The following is an 18,320-nucleotide window of genomic DNA, read 5'->3' on the forward strand; positions in this document are numbered from 1 at the left end:
CCTTTACTTCACACCTACGACTTCGCCGGTCTTGGCGTTGATCGTCGCTCTTATCACCCGACCATCGGTCCCCAGAAATGTGACGACATAGCGGTAATTGCCAGGGTCTCCACACAAATTGCCGTCAATCATCTCTCCCTTTACCGCACGTCGAGCCGCTCCCAATGCCGAAAGAAGAGGCACGATCGTACCTGACTTCACGAGCGGGCGCGCCTCGCTGAGGCTGACGCAGGCAGCCATCGCCGGCTGCAACGCCACAAACCACCCCAGTCCCAGGGCAAGGGCCACGGCTAAGGAAGATATCCGCCCCATCCTCATCCTTCTGCTATAGCTCGCCTCGTGCAAAATCCAAAAACGCGCCGAAACAAGGAGTTAGAACAAGGCGGCATTTCCGCCCGACGCGCCTTGCTCTAGATTTCGCCGCAATTCCCCTCGATTCGAGCCATCATCATTGTGCAGAGCCACTGAACACGGCATGAACGTAATGCTCAATCCCGCCTTTCGCCAGAAGGAGCGCCCCGTTAATACGACAGGTGCCGGCTGGTTCTCGCCCGGGCCACGCCAGTCACGGATGCTGGCATCGATGTCGACCTGGGTCCTGCGCTCACCCATGATCGCCCTTCTGAGCCTGGTCATGGCTCTTGTGTCGGCGTTGCCCGCCCATGCCATCGTCGGCGGCACGCCGGCAGCCGCCGATATGGCCCGCCACGTCGTGATGATCGTCTCCGATCGCGGCAGTTTCTGCTCGGCCAGCGTCATTGCCTCCGATCTTCTGCTGACGGCAGGCCATTGCGTACGCAAGGGCGCCAATTACCGCCTGCTGACCTATCAGGGCGGCAAGCCGGTGCTGTCACAACTCGGTAGCGTGGCGATCCACCCCCAATTCGATGCCAAGGCCTATGACAAACGGCATTTCACCATCGATCTCGCTCTGGTGAAACTCGATGCGCCCCTGGCGGGCTATGCGCCGCTTTCCCTGGCGGCCGAAGCAGGCATCGCGGGTGCGGTCTACCGCGTCGCCGGGTTCGGCCTGACTGCCCAGAATGCCGGCAAGAGCGGCGGCGTTCTGCGTGAAATTGCGCTGGAAGGATCTCCGCCTATCTCCAGGGTGCAGTTGCGCCTGCGCGAGAACAGTGGCGTCGGCGGCGCCTGCCAGGGCGATTCGGGCGGTCCGGTGCTGCGCGAGGGCATGCTCGTGGGCGTGCTGGCTTCGGCCGTGGGCGCCAATAGCGGCCGGGGCTGCGGCGGCATGACGGGCGTGGCCCTGCTGGGCACCGCCCTGCCCTGGATTCGCAGCAATGCAGCGCGCATGGGAGCGCCCCTGCCATGACAGCCCGGCGTTTGAAATCCGGCCGATTCTTCACGGTCGAATCCGAGACTCGCTCGGCAAGAACCCGCCCGAACGCGCAACAATTTGGTTTTGGTTGGAAATGCTCTACAGCTTAGCCATGATGAAAACCCGCCTCGCCGCCGCTGTCATGTCCTTCGTGGCCCTCACCATGCCAGCCCTGGCGATCAAAGGCGGTCGCGACGTCACCGATCCCTCCGGCGTACGCAGTCACGTGGTACAGATCACGGGGCCGAGCGGCACCAAATGCAGTGGCACGGTGATTTCCCGCAAGCTTGTGCTCACGGCCGCTCATTGTTTCCTGAGCGGGCATGGCGACTATCGCATCCGTGCCCTCGATACCCAGTTCCGCTTCCGCTTCGCCGAGGCGACGCAGGTGGCGATCCATCCCCAGTTCGACGTAACGGCGCTCGGAACCTCGGCTGCGATCAACGATATCGCGCTGATCCGGGTCGACCACGATTTTCCCGACTGGCTGGTGCCGGTGCCGCTGGCCTCGCGTATCGCCGATGACGGCAGTTTCGTCGACGTCCAGGTCGCCGGCTTCGGCATGAGTCGCGATCGCGTGGTCAGCAGCGCCGGCAAGCTGCGCGAACGGCGCTTCGACATGCTGGACCAGATCGACAGCAAATCCCACCAGCTCTTCCTGATCGATCACAAGGCAACCCGCCGCACCATCAACAATAACGGCATTTGCCGGGGCGATTCGGGCGGGCCGGTGTTCCAGCGCCAGGGCGCGAACTATGTGCTCGTCGGCGTGATCTCGGCCGTGATGGGCGGCAAGGGGCGCGATTGCGGCACGATCACCGCCGTTACCGCCGTCTCGGCTTATCGCACCTTCATCGAGACCATGGCCGACAGAGCCGGCTCCCCTGTGCGCTTTCAGTAAGCGAGACGCTCATCGCCGGCGATCGCAGGCCCTGCGATCGTTCCTGTGGCCCCTGCCCTCGCTATTTCAATCCTGAGCACTGCTTTCCGAGGTCACATGCAGCCCCATGGTCGCGCTCGAAACGGCCAATGCCGGCGGCCGAGCTTAGAAGAATGAAGCAAGGAACAAGACGGAGGCAGCAATCACGACAAAGGACAGAGTCGAGATCGCAAAACTGAGATGCCGTCCAGCCGCCGAGGGATTCACGCGGCCGAAGCCCGCCACCCGCTCAGGACGATCGAAAACCAGTTGCGCACGTGTCATCAATCTTCCCCCGAATCTGATGTTCAACACGCCCTATTTCGAACATTTGCGCGTATTCGCTCTGTGCGAAAACGCACAAACTCCTCTCCTTCGACAAAACATGTTTACCAAAGAGTAAACTTAGTATTTTCCAACCTCAGACCGGCATGGACAGGGCAACATGCAAGATCATGCCCGCCAAGATCATGAGCACGGCAGCAGAGCCGATATCGACAAGCGTTTCCATCCCGCAACTCCTGTTGAATGATGCAAAGATAAGCGTGCTGTGTTGCTGGAATGCTGCCCGAGTGGGGCAATTCCCAGAATGTCCGCACAGCGATGCTCGACGATGCGGTGCCATGCCGTTTCCCCGTCGCCGCGATTCCACCCGTCTTCGGCTCGCTCGAATGGCGTTTGCTGCCGTTGCGCCAGGAAAGCCCGCAGGCAACCGCGCTCCCATCCTGACGTTTCAGGCAGGGCGGCGGAGCGTCGCCTTCACACAGGCTTCAGCGCCTGCGAGCCGCCTTGGGTACGCGCGCGGGCCAACGCACCACGTGCTCTTCCCACTCGCCCTCGCCCACCTGCTTGTCGTCGGCCTTGACCTTGCCGCGCACCGAGACATTGGCCTGGTGCACGGTATTGGGGTCCCCCGAAACCAGGGGATGCCACCAATAGAGATCCTCGCCGTCGGCGACCAACCGATAGGCACAGGTCGGCGGCAGCCAATCGATGGTGCGCACCAGCTCGGGCGTCAGCGTGACGCAGTCAGGAACATGACGCTTGCGATGCTCGTAGTCGGAGCACTGGCAGCTATGGCATTCGAGCATGAAACAGGCGACATCGGTGAAATAGGTGTCGCCGGTTTCCTCTTCCTCGAGCTTGACCAGGCAGCAGCGCCCGCAGCCGTCGCAAAGGCTCTCCCATTCCTCCGGGGAGAGGGCCTCCAAGGGCTTGGTCTTCCAGAAGGGCTTCGAAGGCTGTTCCATCGCCGTTGCCATAGCGGAACAGCCGGTCAGAGTCACCCTTCGTGAGAAGGCGGGCCGCCGGAAGGGAGCGCTTCAGCAGGCCATCTTGCGCATACCTTCCTGGATTTCCTCGACGGTGAGGTCGCGCTGATGGGTGGCGATCGACCAATGATGCCCGAAGGGGTCCTTGATCACGCCATAACGGTCTCCCCAGAACATGTCCTGCACCGGCATCGCCACTTCGGCGCCCGCCTCGACAGCGCGGGCGACGAAAGCGTCGACGTCGGCGACGAAGAGATGGATGGTCACGGGGGTGCCGTTGAGCATCTTGGGCGATAGCAGGCCCCATTGCTTGTTCGCGTCGACCAGCATGACTGAACTGCCGCAGACCTTGATCGAGGCATGCATCAGCTTGCCGTCGGGTCCGGGCAGGCGGATCATCTCTTCGGCGCCAAAAGCCTTCTTGTAGAATTCGATGGCATCGGCTGCGCCGTCGCAGACCAGATGCGGCGACAGGACGTTCATGCCGTGCGGGGCGATATCAGCCATGGTCTTCCCTCCTCATGGGCAAGTTTCGTGGACTTACCCCAAGGACGGCGCAGCGCGGCCGGTTCCGACAGGGATGAAAAATTAATTCTGAACGCAACGTTGTTTGCCATGCCGATGGAAAATCTCGGCAGGGAAATTGCAGGTCTTTCAGGATCGGCGACCGGGGGTTAGACTGTCCATCCTGACGTCTTTCGCGTACCGGTTGGTTCCATCGTGCCTGAACGCAAGCCAGAGCCGTCCTTTCGAAAGCGCCTGAGCCGCGCCGCCCTTCGTTTGGACTCGTGGCTCGACAACGCCGTCTATGCGTCGTGGCAGAAAGTGCGGGCCGGGATCGAGCGCGGCTCCGACATCTCCAACAGGTTCCAGGTCTCGGGCTGGCGCCGGATGCTGGTGGAAGTCGGCTGCGAGGGGCTGACGCTGGGCACGGCCGGCATGATCTTCGGCCTGATGCTGATGCAGCCGGCGATCCGCCAGATCGGCGATGACTGGTTGCGCCGCGCCGACATCGCCGTCACTTTCGAGGATCGCTACGGCAACATCGTCGGCCAGCGCGGCATCCGCAGCAATGACAGCGTCGCCCTGGCCGACATGCCCGACTATGTCATCAAGGCCGTGCTCGCCACCGAGGACCGACGTTTCTACGATCATTTCGGCATCGATGTCATCGGCACGCTGCGCGCGCTCACCGTCAACAGCCAGGCGAGCGGCGTGGTGCAGGGCGGCTCCTCGATCACCCAGCAGCTCGCCAAGAATCTCTTCCTGTCCAACCAGCGCACGCTGGAACGCAAGATCCGCGAGGCCTATCTGGCGCTCTGGCTCGAGGGGCATCTGAGCAAGGACGAAATCCTCAAGCTCTATCTCGACCGCGCCTATATGGGCGGGGGTGCCTTCGGCATCGAGGCGGCGGCGCAATATTACTTCGGCAAGTCGGTGCGCGACGTCTCCCTAGCGGAAGCGGCCATGCTGGCCGGCCTGTTCAAGGCACCGACCAAATACGCACCGACCAACAACCTCGCAGCGGCACGTGGGCGTGCAAACCAGGTGCTCAGCAATCTCGTCGACGCCGGCTTCATGACCGAGGGCCAGGTCTCCGGTGCCCGCCGCAATCCGGCCACGCCGGTCGACCGGGCGCGGGAAAAGGCACCCGACTATTATCTGGACTGGGCCTATGGCGAGATCGCCGACCTCGCCGATGACGGGGCATTGGGCAGCGAATCCGTGTTCGTGGTGCGCACGGCGCTGGATCCGATCATCCAGGCAACGGCGGAAAACGCCCTGGAATCGAATCTGCGCCAATATGGCAAGGACTATAACGTGCACCAGGGAGCCATCGTGGTCATGGAGCCTGACGGCGCTGTACGCGCCATGGTGGGCGGACGCGATTACAGCCAGAGCCAGTTCAACCGGGCCACGGATGCCCTGCGCCAGCCCGGCTCCTCCTTCAAGCCCTTCGTCTATGCCACCGCCTTGATGAACGGCTTCACGCCCAAATCCATCGTGGTGGATTCGCCCGTCTGCATCCGAAACTGGTGTCCCCAGAATTTCGGCCACAAATTCTCCGGTCCGATCACGCTGACACAGGCCATCACCCGCTCGATCAACGTCATCCCCGTCAAGATCTCCCTGGCCCTCAGCAAGAGCGCCGCCGACGGCCGGCGCATGATCATCGAGACGGCCAAAACCATGGGCATCGAGACGGAGCTCAAGGAGTCCTGGGCCCTGCCGATCGGGGTCGAGGCCGTCAATCTCCTGGAGATGACCGGCGCCTATGGCGTCTTCTCGTCCGGCGGACACAAGGCGCCCCCCCATGCCGCGCTGGAGATTCGCAATGCCAAGGGCGACCTTCTGCATAAGTTCGATCCCGCCCGCGAGGATCCGGTGGTGATCGACCCCAAGATCATCGCCGATATGAACGGCATGCTCAACAGCGTGGTCGAAAACGGCACGGCCAAGCGAGCCCAGCTGCCCGGCATCAAGGTGGCCGGCAAGACCGGCACCACCAATTCCTATCGCGACGCGTGGTTCATGGGCTTTACCGGTAACTTCATCGGTGGGGTCTGGTATGGCAATGACAATTTCCAGCCCACGGAGGAGATGACCGGCGGCTCCCTTCCGGCCATGACCTGGCAGCAGGTGATGACCGTCGCTCACCAAGGCGTGGAAATCCGGCCGATCCCCGGCGTTGCCCCCTTCCCGCCGGTGCAGCAGCCCAGCAAGGCCGAACCGTCGGCCCCCGATACGGCGGATGCGGCGCAGATGGCTCCTGCGCCGCCGCCTGTCCTCACCCGCAACGCGACACAGATCCTGCGGGACGTCGCCACCCTGATCGAGCAGGCCGATCATTCGCCTGCCAGGCAGGCAGCCCAGATGCGCCGCCCGGCGCCGGTTTCGGCCATCGAATGAAAGGTTTCTCCGCGATCCTGGGGCTGGTCTATGCCCTTGCCCTCGGCGGCGCGCTGGGGCTCGGTCTCACCTGGTGGGCTACCGGGGCCGATTTCCAGCTCGGCGCCCTGCGCTTCGGTCCCTGGACGGCATGGCCCCTGGCCGACCCGCTCGGGGCCGATCGCTATAGCCGCGCGCGCATCGCCCGCAGTGGAGACCTGCCTCTCGGGCCTGGTGAAGGCCTTGCCTTCACGGCGTGGGAGGATTCGGCGGGGCGAGCGCTCGATGGCACCTGCCGGTACCGCCTTTCGGCCATGCTGCCGCAGGCGCGCTGGTGGACCCTCAGCCTCTATGATCGATCCGACAGGCTGGCCCGCAATCCCAGCAACCGGGCCGGCTTCACCAGTGCTTCCGTTCTGAGGGGCGAGGAAGGACGGGTGACCGTCACCGTGGCACCCGACAGCCAGCCCGGCAACTGGCTGCCGAGTTCCCCCGGACCGATGAGCCTGATCCTGCGCCTTTATGACAGTCCGATCTCGACAGGCCTCGCTACGGAATTCGGAGCCGGCCGGAGTATTGCCGTTCCCGCAATCGAACGGCTCGACTGCGTGGCTGGAGGCCCCCCGTGATCCGCTGGCTGTTATGGACGCTCGCGGGCCTGCTCATCGGCGTCGTGGTGCATTTGGCCACGATCGTCACTCTACCCCGCCTCAGCGGGCAGACCGGCTTTCAGCGCGCGAGCGCAATCGCCCCACTCGGACGTTTCGTCATCCTGACTGCCGACAAGACCCCATTGCCGCTACCGGACCCGGCCATCGTAACGGCTTTCTGCCGCTACGACCTCACCGGTGGCCCGGTCCATGTGCGCGTTCCGCTGAATGCCGGTTTTCTGTCGGTGTCGTTCTATACGCCGGCAGGCCTCAATTTCTACACGCTGACCGACCGTGCGGGCGCGAACGGCGCGCTCGAGATGACCTTGTTCACACTGGCGCAGCTTGCCGAGATCAGGGCCAAGCAAGGTCCGGATCTGCCGGTCGCCTTGCGACTTCAGGCCCCCGAGCCGACGGGCCTGATCGTGGTGCGTGCGCTCGTGCCCGAACCGACCCAGCAGGTCGATGTGGAGCGGGGACTGGAACCCGCAAGCTGTCGCTAGAGCGTTGTTCAGAAACGTCGACAGATTTTTCGATAGAGAAAGCGCTCGGCACCCTCTCAACCCAGCGCGAGAGCGCGGGCCGTCTCGATGATCTCATCGCCCCACACGACCTTGTGCTGCCAGGCGATCGGAATGGCGCTTCGTCCCCACAGGGCACCGGCCAATTGGCCGGCCACAGCGCCGATCGTGTCGGCGTCCCCACCCAGATTTACCGCGTCTACCACCGCACCCTGGAAGCATCCGGCTCGGGATACGGCCCACAGCGCCGCCTCCAGCGTGTGCATGACATAGCCGCTGGAGGAAATGGCATCGCGTTCGACCCGCCGCCAATCCGTGCTTGCACAACGCCGCAGCCGCTCGGGAAGGTCCTCCGGCAAGTGCCTCGGCCGTAGCACGCTCGCCGGATCCGCACCGTGCAGGGCCTCGAACAGCAGGGTTGCGAAATAGACGCAGGCCTCGACGGCTTCCTCGGCCCCATGAGTCAGGCGGGACTGGTCCGCCGCATCCCGCAGGGCACGTTGCCGATCTCCTCGAGCGGCGATGACGACCGGCACCAGTCTCATTAAGGAGCCGTTGCCGGCGGTATCGGCGGCTGTCGGGCCAGCGAACGGATTGCCCGAGGCCTCATAGCGCGCCAGGGCCTTGCTGGTTACCCCGCCAATGTCGAAACACTCGCCGGTCGCGCTCAAATAGCCGTGTCGCCACCAATTGACGAAACGGTTCATGCAATCCTGGGGATCGAATTGTTCGTGCTGCTGGAGGCTCGCCGCCAGGCAAAGCGCCATGGAGGTGTCGTCGGTCCAGGCCCCGCGTGGAAGGGCGAATGGCCCGCCGCCGACGATGTCGGTCAGGGGAGCATGGCTGTCGCGGGCTGAAAATTCGAGCGTGGTGCCGAGCGCATCACCGATGGCAAGCCCGAGGAGAGCTCCCTCGGCTCGGTCGAGATAGTCACTGGAACTCACGCCTTGCGATGGCGCTTGCCACCACCGGCGCCACGACGCGGCTGGGGCGACTGACGATCGTCTTCCACGTGGCGCTCGATACGCACGCCGGTGAAGAACAGGATTTCGGCACTAGGCTCCCGGGCCTCCTGTTCACTCGGAGGGCGTGGGGCTTGGGGTTGTTTGGGAAATGGCAGGACGATGCTCATGGCGGGACCTATCAGCAGATTGCACCAGAAATCGAGACTCCGTTCGCTTTGGGGTCATTAGCAGGTAAGGAAAGTTAACAGTCTGTGTACATACGCACTAAACGCCGCCCGCCGTCGCTGCGGCGTGACTCCGGTGTGCGATTTTGCACATCGGGCCCCGATATTACGGCCAATTGGCCCTTTTTGGGCAAAACGCGCCCAACAAAATAGGCGTAGGCCTTTCGGGCATGGTGCGTCCGGCAAGGCATCACCGGCCGTCCGGGCCAGACTATGCACCCAAAGCCATCGGTTGCGGAATCACGTTTTGATACATTGCCGAATGGTAATTCGGGCAATGCCCGCCTCAGCTTTCCTCGGCGAGGTCGAGGAAATGCCGGCCCTGACGGTCCTCCGCCTCGATGACCCAGAGGTCGGGGTCGAAGCGGAATTCGCGCTGCAATCGCGTCTCAGCATCCAAGGGCGTGGCGTCCGCCGGCGTGATCCGCACAAAGCGGCGCACGCCATCATCCTCGGTGATGAGCGATTGCGGCGCCGGGCCGTAAAGCGCGGCGGTGCCGTCGAGATGGTCGATCTTGACGAAGATGGCCCCGGCCTCCTCGGAACCGCGCTGGCGCAATGCGGCGAAGGCACCCTCCGCCATGGCGCGGCGAAGATAAGCCGCGACGAACAGGCTGGATTTGAGCCGGGCGCTCATTCCACCTTGGTACCGGAACGGGCCAATTCCTGCAGCAGCCGCGTCGAGATCTGGCCGGTTACCGGCAATCCACGATCCTTCTCGAAGCGGGAGATGGCGTTGCGCGTGTCGGCCGCCATGAAGCCATCGACCTTCAGGGGACCATAGCCCTGCTTGGCCAGTGCCTTTTCGACCCCAAGCACGCGTTTGTCGGGCTGTGGGCCGGCCGGGGCCGGCGGCTCGCCATTGATCAGCGCGGCGATCTGGTCGACGGGCGGAGCGGGGGGCGCCTCTGTTGCGGTCGGTTCGGTGGTGAGCAGGGGACTGGAACTGGCGATGATCTTGGTAAGCAGCGCCGCGCTGGGCTGGCCGTCGACCGGCATGCCATTGTGCTGCTGGAAGGAGCGGATCGCCGCGGTGGTCTTGGGGCCGAGAACCCCGTCGGCCAGGCCGTCATAGAGCCCGCGCTCGGCCAAGGCGAGCTGGACATCCCGCAGCACGGCAACTGCATCCTGGGAAGCGGCATCGTCAGCCCCACGCGCGCTCGCACCCGACGCCGAAACGGAAGGAGCCGACGAGGCCGAGCCGCGCTGGGCGATGAAGGGCGAGGTATGCGTGCCGTTCTGCAGAACCAGAGCATTGACCAGGATCGCAAGGCTGAGGCCCCCCATCACCGCCAGTCCCGCGACCTCGGCCGGACGCTGCAGGATCACCCGCATGATACCAACATAACGCGAGGGGGCCTCTTCGACCTTGTCCGACAGCAGAAAATCGCGATCGGAACGGGCTAACGCTTCACGCACGCTTCTTCCCCAATTCTTCTTCGATAAAATGATCTTGGACCGCCGGACGCACCGGCAGCGTTTCAATGGTGGCGCCGCTGGCAAAGGCCCGGCGCGAGGCTTCGCTTTCGCAATCGGACGGCAGCTGAACCGTGACGGTGGTACCGTGACCGATCAGGCTGTCGACCTCCATGCGCCCGCCATGCAACTGGGCAAGGCCCTTGACCACTGAAAGGCCGAGGCCGGTACCTTCATAGGTCCGTTCGTAGTCCTTGGACGGCTTGCCGGCCGTCGACTGGAAGAAGGCCTCGCCCAGCCGCGGCACGTCCTCGCGCGCCACGCCGACGCCGTCATCGGCGACGAAGAGGGCGACGCCGTATTTCTCCTGGCGTGCGCCGATGGTGACATGGCCGCCGCGCTTGGTGAATTTGAGCGCGTTGGACATCAGGTTGAGGTAGATCTGGCGGCAGGCGCGCTTGTCGGCGATGATCGGCGGCATGTCGGGCGCGATGGCGGTCTCCAGGGAGATGCCGAGTTCCTGCGCCTTCAGCAGCAGGATATTGCGGCAGTTCTCGATGAGGTCGCGGATCTGGAAGGATTCAGGCACCAGCTCGAAGCTGCCGCTCTCGATCTTCGACATGTCGAGGATGCCGTTGACCATCGACAGCAGATGGTGGCCGCTGTCATGGATCAGGCCGGCATATTCATGCCGCCGCTCTGCCGAGAGCTTCATCATCTCCTCGTTCAGCATCAGCTCCGAAAAGCCGATGATGGCATTGAGAGGCGTGCGCAGCTCATGGCTCATCGTGGCCAGGAAGCGGCTCTTGGCGGCATTGGCCTTCTCGGCCTCGATCTTGGCGTCGATGAGCTGGTGCTCATAGGCCTTGCGATCGGTGATGTCCTGCATGACCGCCACCGTCTGGCGGTCCTCGTCCTCGCCCAGCGGCCGGCAGCGCATCTCCACCCACAGGAAGACGGGAGCCCCCTCCCCCTTGCGGCGCAGGCGGAACTCGACCGTCGAGCCCAGCCCATCCATCTCGGCGCTGGAAAGCGCAGACAGATAGGCGGGACGGTCGGCGATATGCACATAATCGAACAGGCCCTGGCCGAGCAGTTCGGACGGCTCGGCACCGAACAGCGCCTGGGACGCCGGCGAAGCATAGACGACCTGGCCGCGCTTGCCGTGCCGGGTCACGAGGTCACTGATGTTCTCCGCCAGCAGGGTATAACGGGCTTCGCCGGACTTCACGAGCTGGCGGTCGTAGCGCCTCAGGCGCAATTCCATCAGCACGATGCCGCCGACGGCAGCAAGGGCAAGCACGACGCCCAGTCCGTCGAGGAAGCGCGTACCGAGACTGGGCGGCGGCGCCATCTTCGTTCCCGCCAGAGCGATCATCATGGCGGTGATGCCGGCCAGGACGATAGCGCGGATCACGATGTTGCGGGCGCCCGTCAGCAGCGCGAGGGCGGGAGCGACGGCCAGAAGCGCATAGGCGCTGGCGCTGTGCCCGCCGCTGTGGCGGGCGACGATGCCGGCAAAGCCGCAGACGGCGAGGACGGTGAGTAGAGCCGCAACATCGAGACGACCGGTGACGGACAAGCGCCAGACAATGGCGAGCAGGGCGGCAACCAGTACCATGATGCCGCCGACACCGAGGCTGGGACCACCGGAGAAAGCCAGGAAAGGCGGCACCAATGTCAGGCCGAACAGCGCCGCGCCGAGCAGCATCGCGACGAAGGCACCATGTCGGGCCGCTGTCAAGGGATCGTGTTTCGCCGATCCGTGGACCAAGCGGTCGACGGATGCCTTGGCGGATATGAACCAATCAAACTGACGCAACGCCCCGGCACGGCCCTGCGGCCGCGCTCCCTACATGACCCGTCGACCATGGCAGTGCGTCCTTTAAACGAACCCTAAGAGAATGGGCCTGCCAGGCCGTTCCTGCGTCTGGAAAGGCCTCTTGGCGGGTCAAGTGCCAAACATGGTGAACAATTCCTCACCAAGACGGGTTGGCGGGTTAACCATCCCTTCACTTTGCCGCCGTCCGTGCGATGAGTCACGCTCCTGTCGATGGTGCCCATGCTAGAATTGACCATCGATCGGGAGCCCATGACGTGTTCTTCATCCTGCGCATGATGTTCTGGCTTGCCGTGGTCGCCCTGCTCTTGCCGGCGCCGCCGGCCCAGCATGACAAGCAGGCCCTGGCGGGTCTGTCGGCAACGGCCCTCGCCGACAAGGCCGTCGGCGCCGCCTTGTCCTATTGCGCCGCCAGTCCCCAGCAATGCGCCGCTGGCCTCGCCGGTGCCAGGCAGCTTACTGGCCTCCTCGCCAGCCCGGGTGACGATGCCGCCGCCGCTCCCGCTCCAGCCGGTCAGCGCTTCACAGCCCTGCCGCCCCCACGCCCTTCCATTCCCTGAGAGGGCTTTGTCTTCCTCGGCATCTCACTTATATGAAGGGGATGAGCAGCCAAGACATCGCCGTCATCATCGAGAATTTCGAACTCCTGGACGATTGGGAGGATCGCTATCGTTACCTGATCGAGCTCGGCAAGACGCTGGAGCCGCTGCCCGACGAGGCGCGGACAGCGGCCAACAAGGTGCAAGGCTGCGTCAGCCAGGTCTGGCTCGTCACCCATTGGAAGGAAGGGCGGGCCGGTTTTCAGTGCGATAGCGACGCCTTTATCGTGCGCGGCCTCCTGGCGATCCTGGTGGCCGTCTATTCCGGCCGCACCGCGTCGGAGATTCTGGCCATCGACGCACTTGAAATCTTCCGCAAACTGCAGCTCGAGGAACATCTCACGCCGCAGCGTTCCAACGGACTGAAATCGTTTGTCGAACGCATTCGCAGCGATGCGCGGCAGGTCCTGGTCACGACCTGATCGCTTCCTGCCTCGAACGTCTTGCGCCAAACCATAACTGGCGACACCCCCTATATACTTCAAACAACAACAGCCGGATGCATGGCATCCGGCTGTTGTTGTCGTCCCGGCAGGGCCGTGGCGAAATTACCGTCCCTTGCGACGACGCTGCTGGCCGAGGCCCATCTGCTTGGCCAGGTTGGAGCGGGCCTGAGCATAGTTGGGGGCAACCATCGGGTAATCGGCCGGCAGAGCCCACTTCTCGCGGTATTCTTCCGGCGAGATATTGTATTGCGTGCGCAGGTGACGCTTCAGGGACTTGAACTTCTTACCGTCCTCGAGGCAGATGATGTAGTCAGCCGTCACCGACTTCTTGATCGGAACCGCCGGCTTGGGAGCCTCGGCCGGCACTTCCTGCACGCCGCTGGTGATACGCTGAAGAGCACCATGGACCTCATTGATCAAGCCGGGCAGGTCCGATGCAGCAACCGAATTATTGCTGACATAGGCCGAGACGATGTCCGCCGCGAGCTCGATGAAGTTGGTGTTGTTGGATCCGTCGCTCATGGTAAATCGACTTTCTTTTTTTGGTCTGATTTAACTAAATGTTCACCACCGGCTACGCTGCCGCGCCATTCATTAACAGCAGTGCAGGCCATACATCCGCTTCGCAACTTTGGAATCGCGAATTTCGAATTGCGCACTGATGTAAACTCTCAAATCTTATCAATCAAGATCTTTTGCAAGACAAGCATGAATTTTGCACTACGCCGCATCTGATTACTGCCGTGAAAACATGCAACCGCCTACGTAAGACGCTCCCCTATCACAAATGGGTACTGCAACACCCGATCGGACTATCTGATCTGCACTGATGACCGGATAGGTCACGCCAGGCACGACAGCAGACTGCAATTGTAGAAAGGCGCACCTAACCAGCGCATTACGCAGCATCGCTGCGCCTGCCGCCGATCCCGCGCCGATGAGAAAGGTCTAGAATTCGACCGGCTTCCCTTGCGACAATTGCCACCCTCGGCAAACAGCAAATGCAAATTTGCAAGCCCGCCGCGGAATTCAACAAGACACTGAATTGCGAACTGTCGCCCCACCCCCTATTTACGACGAACTGAATAGTCTTCAAACGCTCGGCCCGTCGAATCAGTCGCAAAGTATGTCCACCGTTTCGATAGCATCCCTTTGCGGCAAAATATTGGGAGACAATTGTGCCAAACAAGAAAGTTAACAAAACAGATGCGGAATGGCGGACGCTTCTCTCTCCAGAACAATACCACATTACCCGCGAACGCGGCACGGAGCGCGCTTTTACCGGACCTTTCTGGAACGCCAAAGAAAAAGGCACCTATTCCTGCGTCTGTTGCGGTGAGGAATTGTTCCGGTCGGACACTAAGTTCGATTCAGGCTGCGGCTGGCCGAGCTATTTCGAACCCGTGCGCGCGGATGCCGTAGTCGAGTTGGAGGACAGATCCTACGGCATGCGCCGTATCGAGATCCGCTGCGCCGCTTGCGATGCCCATCTCGGCCATGTCTTCCCGGATGGCCCGCCGCCTACGGGCCTGCGCTATTGCATCAACGGCCATGCCATGAACTTCACACCCGACCAGAAGGCATGAGATGGTGACTTCCTCCCCCATTCTGCCGCCGATTGCCGAAAAGCGGCCAAGCAAACGCGTCGTTCACGGTATTGCGTTACAGGACGACTATGCTTGGCTGCGGGCGGACAATTGGCAGGACGTGCTGCGTGACGGCTCGACGCTGCCCGCCGACATCAAGACCCATCTCGAGCAGGAAAATCGCTATGCCGACGCCCAGCTTGCGGAGGGCGAGCACCTGCGGGCCGTCCTGTTCGAGGAGCTCAAGGGGAGAATCAAGGCCGACGACTCCTCGGTGCCCTCTCCGGACGGGCCCTTCGACTACTATTCGCGCTTCCGGCAGGGCGGACAGCATCGCCTGTTCTGCCGGCGCCCGCGTGGCGGCGGTGAGGAAACGCTGCTTCTGGACGGCGACGCCCTCGCAAAGGGCAAGAGCTTCTTTGCCTTCGGCGGTTTTGCCCCCTCGCCCGATCATCGGCTGATCGCCTGGAGTTGCGATGAGAACGGTTCGGAATTCCATACGATACGCCTGCTCGATACCTCGAAAGGCGTAATGCTCACCGACAATGTCCCCGATACGGAAGGCGAGGCCGTCTGGCTCGCGGATGGATCGGGCTTCTACTATGTGAGGCTCGACGAGAACCATCGCGCCTCCAGCGTGTGGCTGCATCTCTTGGCTACCCCAGCCGGTACCGACCGCCTCATCTATGAGGAGGCCGACGCCGGCATGTTCGTCGGTCTGTCGCAGACCCAGTCGCGCCGTCTGGCGGTCATCGACATCCACGATCATGAAACCTCGGAAGTCCGGGTGATCCGCCTCGAAGATGGCGACAGCCGCGTGCATCTGATCGCCGCGCGCCAGGAAGGCGTGCAATATGAGATCGAACACCGCCCCTTGCCGGACGGGAAGGATCAGTTGCTGATCCTGACCAACTTCGACGATGCCGAGGATTTCCGCATCATGACCGCGCCTCTGGCGACGCCCGCACAGGCGTCCTCAACTCAGGCATCCTGGAGCGACCTCATCCCGCATAAGCCGGGCCGCTATATCCTCGACATCGTGCTGCTGGCCGATTGGCTGGTCCGGCTCGAGCGCGAGGACGGCCTGCCGCGCATCGTGATCCGCTCCTTGTCCAGCGGCGAGGAACACGCCATCGACTTTGCCGAGGAAGCCTATTCCCTCGCGCTCGATGGCGGCATGGAGTTTGCGACAGACCGGATCCGGTTCGTCTATTCCTCGATGACCACGCCGGCCGAGACCTATGACTACGACATGCGCTCGCGCGAGCGTGTTCTGCGTAAGCGCCAGGAGGTTCCATCCGGACACGATCCTGCGCTCTACGTCACCCGCCGGGTCTTCGCCCCCACGGCCGATGGCGAAAGCGTGCCTATCAGCCTGCTCTACCGCAAGGAAACCGCCCTGGACGGCTCGGCACCGCTGCTGCTCTACGGCTATGGCGCCTATGGCCTGTCGATGCCGGCGCAGTTTTCCACCAACGCGCTGTCATTGGTCGACCGTGGCTTCGTCTATGCCATCGCCCATATTCGCGGCGGCACGGAAAAAGGCTGGCGCTGGTATCGCGAAGGCAAGCTCGCCAAGAAACCCAACACCTTCCAGGACTTCATCGCGGCCGGCAGCTATCTGGCGGAACGCGGTTTCACGGCCCGCAAGCGGATCGTCGCCCATGGCGGCTCGGCCGGCGGCATGCTGATGGGCGCCGTCGCCAATCTCGCTCCCGACCTGTTCGGTGCCATCGTGGCAGAGGTTCCCTTCGTCGACGTGCTCACCACCATGCTCGACGACAGCCTGCCCCTCACCCCGCCGGAGTGGCCCGAATGGGGCAATCCGATCGAGGACGAAGCGGCTTTCCGGACCATTCTTTCCTACAGCCCGGTCGACAACGTGGCCGCCCGTCCCTACCCGCCCATCCTGGCCCTCGCCGGCCTGACCGATCCCCGCGTGACCTATTGGGAACCGGCTAAGTGGGTGGCGCGGCTGCGCGAGAAGAACCCGCAGGGCAATCCGGTGATCTTCAAGGTCAATATGGATTCGGGCCATGGCGGGGCTTCCGGGCGCTTCGAACGGCTGAAGGAAGTGGCGCTGGTCCAGGCCTTCGCCCTGCAGAGGATGGGAGCGGCGTGACTTAAAAATCATGCCGGTCACCCTGCCAAATCAGTTCCCTTCCAGCGCCATCGCGCTTAAGTTTGCCCGCCGACGGTGCATCGGCCTTGCAGCCCGCTCCAGCGGGCATCGGGGCTGCTAGCCGCCACCCCTTCACTCGGCTCCCGCCCGGATGGCTGCAAGATCTTCGATCTCGCGGCAACCGTTCGGGAACACTGGACGGGCGGGCTGCGTTTTGTAGCCATGCCCATCGCCATCATGTCACTTCATGAGGAACACCATGTCCTTCACGCTCCCCGAACTGACCTACTCCTATGACGCCCTCGCGCCCTACATGTCGCGCGAAACGCTGGAGTTCCACCACGACAAGCATCACCTTGCCTATGTGAACAACGGCAACAACCTGCTCAAGGGCACGGAGTGGGAAGGCAAGAGCCTCGAGGACATCGTCAAGGGCTCCTATGGCAAGAATGCCGGCCTGTTCAACAATGCCGGCCAGCACTACAACCATCTGCATTTCTGGAAGTGGCTGAAGCCGAATGGCGGCGGCGCCATCCCCGGCAACCTCGAAAAGGCCATCGTCGATGGCCTCGGCTCGGTGGACAAGGCCAAGGAAGAATTCATCCAGGCCGGCGTCACCCAGTTCGGTTCGGGCTGGGCCTGGCTTGCCGTCAAGGACGGCAAGGTCATCGTCGCCAAGACCCCGAACGGCGAGAGCCCGCTGGTGCACGACGCTACGCCGATCCTCGGCGTCGACGTCTGGGAGCATTCCTATTACATCGACTATCGCAATCGTCGCCCCGACTATCTCAAGGCTTTCGTCGACAACCTGGTGAACTGGGAATATGTCGCCGAGCTCTATGAAGCGGCAGTGAAGTAAGCAGCTCCGGAGCGCCATTCGACCCGTGGGCTCGAATGGCGCTTACTTTCAAAGAGGTCGCCCCGCGCCTTCGTCGCACCCTGTCTGACTGCAGGGCGTTTTCGGATATTCTGTCGAGAAGCTGAAAGGGCGGAGCGTTCTCCGCCCTTTTCATTTTAGGAGACTTGATAGTCGATCCGTCCCGCGCAGCGCATGGCTTGCCCCATTTTGGGCACAAGGCGTAAATGCAAAATCTTGGACATGAAACACAACTTATTGATACATCTACTCTTTATAGAGAAACGGTAGCGGAGCACCTGCAATCGCTACGCATGGCTCGCCTAGCAGCCATGCAAACTCAGCAATTGTTTATTGTGCGGCGCACACTAAACTAATCCCTATCAAACGGCGCGGAATTTTTCCCCGTTTGATAGCCCTCCTTGGGCGTTTCCTCCCTAGACTTGGGCCGCAGCGCAAGCTGCGGCCTCTTTCTTTTCTGGAACCCGTTACACGCTGGCGCGTGTCCCCGGAATCACAAGGCGGGCGTAAACGACGTGGAAACAAATCGGGCTCACGCCTGAACGCAGTTGGCCCGAACGACAGCTTCTCCACCGAAAATCCCTGCCGCCATCATCCGTTGGCAACCTTTTCAAGGCGATAGTGCCTGTTCCCGCCGATCAAAGCCGCGTATAGGCGGA

Annotated in this window: 19 protein-coding genes; 11 read left to right on the forward strand and 8 right to left on the reverse strand. The window is 62.7% G+C overall.

All coding sequences use genetic code 11. The features are described from left to right. Positions 1 to 3: 3 nt before the first annotated feature. Positions 4 to 288 (reverse strand): PepSY domain-containing protein, encoded by a 285-nt coding sequence (locus ABXS05_RS11800; protein ID WP_311933365.1) that lies wholly within the window; start codon positions 286 to 288, stop codon positions 4 to 6. A gap of 187 nt (positions 289 to 475) precedes the next feature. Here ABXS05_RS11800 and ABXS05_RS11805 point away from each other — a divergent pair, with 187 nt between their 5' ends. Next, positions 476 to 1,330 carry a S1 family peptidase gene (locus ABXS05_RS11805; RefSeq protein ID WP_367624055.1) on the forward strand — a complete coding sequence of 285 codons (855 nt, stop codon included), beginning with the start codon at positions 476 to 478 and terminating at the stop codon, positions 1,328 to 1,330. 118 nt (positions 1,331 to 1,448) lie between these two features. Continuing rightward, a complete protein-coding gene (locus tag ABXS05_RS11810) occupies positions 1,449 to 2,237 on the forward strand; it encodes a S1 family peptidase (protein WP_311933367.1) in 789 nt (262 codons plus the stop codon). A gap of 788 nt (positions 2,238 to 3,025) precedes the next feature. Here ABXS05_RS11810 and ABXS05_RS11815 read toward each other — a convergent pair. Then, entirely contained in the window at positions 3,026 to 3,517 is a 492-nt protein-coding gene (locus tag ABXS05_RS11815) for a YcgN family cysteine cluster protein (RefSeq protein WP_367624056.1), read from the reverse strand. Positions 3,518 to 3,577: 60 nt separating this feature from the next. Continuing rightward, positions 3,578 to 4,033, reverse strand: a complete 456-nt coding sequence (locus ABXS05_RS11820; protein WP_367624057.1) for a VOC family protein — start codon at positions 4,031 to 4,033, stop codon at positions 3,578 to 3,580. A 273-nt stretch (positions 4,034 to 4,306) separates the two neighbouring features. Here ABXS05_RS11820 and ABXS05_RS11825 point away from each other — a divergent pair, with 273 nt between their 5' ends. The 3 genes from ABXS05_RS11825 to ABXS05_RS11835 are packed head-to-tail and all read left to right on the forward strand — an operon-like array spanning position 4,307 to position 7,568. After that, positions 4,307 to 6,436 (forward strand): transglycosylase domain-containing protein, encoded by a 2,130-nt coding sequence (locus tag ABXS05_RS11825; protein WP_367624058.1) that lies wholly within the window; start codon positions 4,307 to 4,309, stop codon positions 6,434 to 6,436. After that, entirely contained in the window at positions 6,433 to 7,044 is a 612-nt protein-coding gene (locus tag ABXS05_RS11830) for a DUF1214 domain-containing protein (RefSeq protein WP_311933371.1), read from the forward strand. The genes ABXS05_RS11825 and ABXS05_RS11830 overlap by 4 nt, the downstream gene beginning before the upstream one ends. After that, the gene (locus ABXS05_RS11835; RefSeq protein ID WP_311933372.1) at positions 7,041 to 7,568 is read left to right on the forward strand and encodes a DUF1254 domain-containing protein; all 528 of its coding nucleotides are present in this window, start codon (positions 7,041 to 7,043) and stop codon (positions 7,566 to 7,568) included. The genes ABXS05_RS11830 and ABXS05_RS11835 overlap by 4 nt, the downstream gene beginning before the upstream one ends. A 56-nt stretch (positions 7,569 to 7,624) precedes the next feature. On the opposite strand, the gene ABXS05_RS11840 is transcribed toward ABXS05_RS11835, so the two are convergent. Then, a complete protein-coding gene (locus ABXS05_RS11840) occupies positions 7,625 to 8,530 on the reverse strand; it encodes an ADP-ribosylglycohydrolase family protein (RefSeq protein ID WP_367624059.1) in 906 nt (301 codons plus the stop codon). An 8-nt stretch (positions 8,531 to 8,538) separates the two neighbouring features. Between ABXS05_RS11840 and ABXS05_RS11845 the strand changes: the two genes are divergently transcribed. Continuing rightward, positions 8,539 to 8,796 (forward strand): hypothetical protein, encoded by a 258-nt coding sequence (locus ABXS05_RS11845; RefSeq protein WP_367624060.1) that lies wholly within the window; start codon positions 8,539 to 8,541, stop codon positions 8,794 to 8,796. A gap of 265 nt (positions 8,797 to 9,061) precedes the next feature. Here the strand turns inward: ABXS05_RS11845 and ABXS05_RS11850 are convergent, their stop codons facing one another. Genes ABXS05_RS11850 through ABXS05_RS11860 form a run of 3 tightly spaced genes read right to left on the reverse strand, consistent with a single transcriptional unit; the run spans position 9,062 to position 11,935 of the window. After that, positions 9,062 to 9,412: a DUF1491 family protein gene (locus tag ABXS05_RS11850; protein WP_311933375.1), complete on the reverse strand. Its 351-nt coding sequence runs from the start codon at positions 9,410 to 9,412 to the stop codon at positions 9,062 to 9,064. Then, positions 9,409 to 10,194: a peptidoglycan-binding domain-containing protein gene (locus ABXS05_RS11855; RefSeq protein WP_367624061.1), complete on the reverse strand. Its 786-nt coding sequence runs from the start codon at positions 10,192 to 10,194 to the stop codon at positions 9,409 to 9,411. The genes ABXS05_RS11850 and ABXS05_RS11855 overlap by 4 nt, the downstream gene beginning before the upstream one ends. Continuing rightward, a complete protein-coding gene (locus tag ABXS05_RS11860; RefSeq protein WP_367624062.1) occupies positions 10,187 to 11,935 on the reverse strand; it encodes a PAS domain-containing sensor histidine kinase in 1,749 nt (582 codons plus the stop codon). The genes ABXS05_RS11855 and ABXS05_RS11860 overlap by 8 nt, the downstream gene beginning before the upstream one ends. Positions 11,936 to 12,288: 353 nt before the next feature. Here ABXS05_RS11860 and ABXS05_RS11865 point away from each other — a divergent pair, with 353 nt between their 5' ends. Together ABXS05_RS11865 and ABXS05_RS11870 are read left to right on the forward strand one after the other, a co-directional pair. Beyond that, complete coding sequence (locus ABXS05_RS11865) at positions 12,289 to 12,591, forward strand: hypothetical protein (protein WP_311933378.1); 303 nt, start codon at positions 12,289 to 12,291, stop codon at positions 12,589 to 12,591. A 41-nt stretch (positions 12,592 to 12,632) separates the two neighbouring features. Further along, on the forward strand, positions 12,633 to 13,052 hold the full coding sequence (locus ABXS05_RS11870) for a SufE family protein (protein ID WP_311933379.1): 420 nt from the start codon (positions 12,633 to 12,635) through the stop codon (positions 13,050 to 13,052). A gap of 126 nt (positions 13,053 to 13,178) precedes the next feature. Here ABXS05_RS11870 and ABXS05_RS11875 read toward each other — a convergent pair whose 3' ends face one another. Further along, entirely contained in the window at positions 13,179 to 13,598 is a 420-nt protein-coding gene (locus tag ABXS05_RS11875) for a Ros/MucR family transcriptional regulator (RefSeq protein WP_068288823.1), read from the reverse strand. A gap of 656 nt (positions 13,599 to 14,254) precedes the next feature. Here ABXS05_RS11875 and msrB point away from each other — a divergent pair. From msrB to ABXS05_RS11890, 3 genes are all read left to right on the forward strand, one after another. Next, positions 14,255 to 14,662: a peptide-methionine (R)-S-oxide reductase MsrB gene (gene msrB, locus ABXS05_RS11880; RefSeq protein WP_311933380.1), complete on the forward strand. Its 408-nt coding sequence runs from the start codon at positions 14,255 to 14,257 to the stop codon at positions 14,660 to 14,662. Position 14,663: 1 nt separating this feature from the next. Further along, complete coding sequence (locus tag ABXS05_RS11885) at positions 14,664 to 16,784, forward strand: S9 family peptidase (protein WP_311933381.1); 2,121 nt, start codon at positions 14,664 to 14,666, stop codon at positions 16,782 to 16,784. 259 nt (positions 16,785 to 17,043) lie between these two features. Continuing rightward, a complete protein-coding gene (locus ABXS05_RS11890) occupies positions 17,044 to 17,643 on the forward strand; it encodes a superoxide dismutase (protein WP_367624063.1) in 600 nt (199 codons plus the stop codon). The last annotated feature ends 677 nt before the right edge of the window (positions 17,644 to 18,320 follow it).

Source organism: Labrys neptuniae, assembly GCF_040797145.1.
In the GTDB taxonomy this organism is placed as follows: Bacteria; Pseudomonadota; Alphaproteobacteria; order Rhizobiales; family Labraceae; genus Labrys; species Labrys neptuniae.